A 1,195-nucleotide genomic window follows, 5' to 3' on the forward strand; every position below is an offset into this window, starting at 1 on the left:
GGTAATCCTCCCATAAATAACCGAAGTTAAAAGTAGAGGTTAAGCAGCCATTAAAGGTGGTCGTCCTTGATTAGCTTGGTGTGGCCTTTCATGATTATAATGCCAAAGCCATTGAGTTGCATAATCTTGTACTTCTTCAAGTGTTTCAAATAGATTCTGACTCAACCAACTATAACGCACAGTCCTATTATAACGCTCGATATACGCATTTTGTTGTGGTTTTCCTGGTTGAATATATTCTATCCGTATTCCATTCTCTTTAGCCCATTCTGTAAATTGATGGCTGACAAACTCAGGACCATTATCACATCGAATGACTGAAGGTTTTTCACGCCATTCTAGTAATTGCTTTAATGCTCTAATGACTCTGATGGTTGGCAGTGAAAAATCAACATCAATGGCTAAGCCTTCACGACGATAATCATCAATGATGTTCAATAATCTGATCTTGCGGCCATCCATTAATTGGTCGTGCATAAAATCTAAAGACCAAACTTGATTGGACTTAATGGGCTCTTTGAGTGGTTCAGGTTTATGTCTTTTTAATCTCCTTTTAGGTTTAATTCGTAGGTTCAAAGCCAGTTCACAATAGATTCGATAAACACGTTTATGATTCCAACGGTATTGAGCAACATGTCGCAGATAAGCAAAACAGAGCCCAAATCCCCAATCTCGATTTTCTTCAGTCAGCTCAATTAGTTTTTCTGCAATCAAAGCATTATCGCTCTTGAGTTTTGATTGATAGCGATAACATTTTTCACTGATATTAAATGCAACACACGCTAGACGAATGCTGACCGATCTTTGTAATATTGCCTCCTGAACCATCTTTCGACGACAAGATGGCTTTACCACTTTTTTGCCATGGCCTCTTGGATGATCTCAGCTTTTAATCTCTCTTCAGCGTACATTTTTTTTAGCTTAGCATTTTCGGCTTCTAGTTCTTTGAATCTTGCCATCAATGCAGTATCCATACCGCCATATTTAGCTCGCCATTTATAAAATGTCGCACTACTCATTCCATGTTCACGACACAGAGCAGTGACAGGAATACCTGATTCTGCTTGTTTTAAAATTGCCATGATTTGGCTATCAGTAAATTTAGATGTTTTCATTAAGAATCTCCTAACTTATTTAAATTAATATTAAGCGAAAATTCTACTTTTGAATCCTATTATTTTTAGGGGGGATTACC

The 1,195-nt window shown here is 37.3% G+C and carries 1 protein-coding gene; it reads right to left on the bottom strand.

Annotation, left to right across the window (positions count from 1 at the left end; all coding sequences use genetic code 11):
- Positions 1-39 precede the first annotated feature (39 nt).
- Positions 40-1,115 (bottom strand): IS3 family transposase gene (locus B9T20_RS10060; protein WP_094490909.1). Its coding sequence is split into 2 segments (ribosomal slippage): positions 40-863 and positions 863-1,115, totalling 1,077 coding nucleotides; the frame shifts between segments, so codons are not numbered across the junction.
- Positions 1,116-1,195: the final 80 nt, after the last annotated feature.

Source organism: Wohlfahrtiimonas sp. G9077 (assembly GCF_002252155.1).
Classification (GTDB): Bacteria; Pseudomonadota; Gammaproteobacteria; order Cardiobacteriales; family Wohlfahrtiimonadaceae; genus Wohlfahrtiimonas.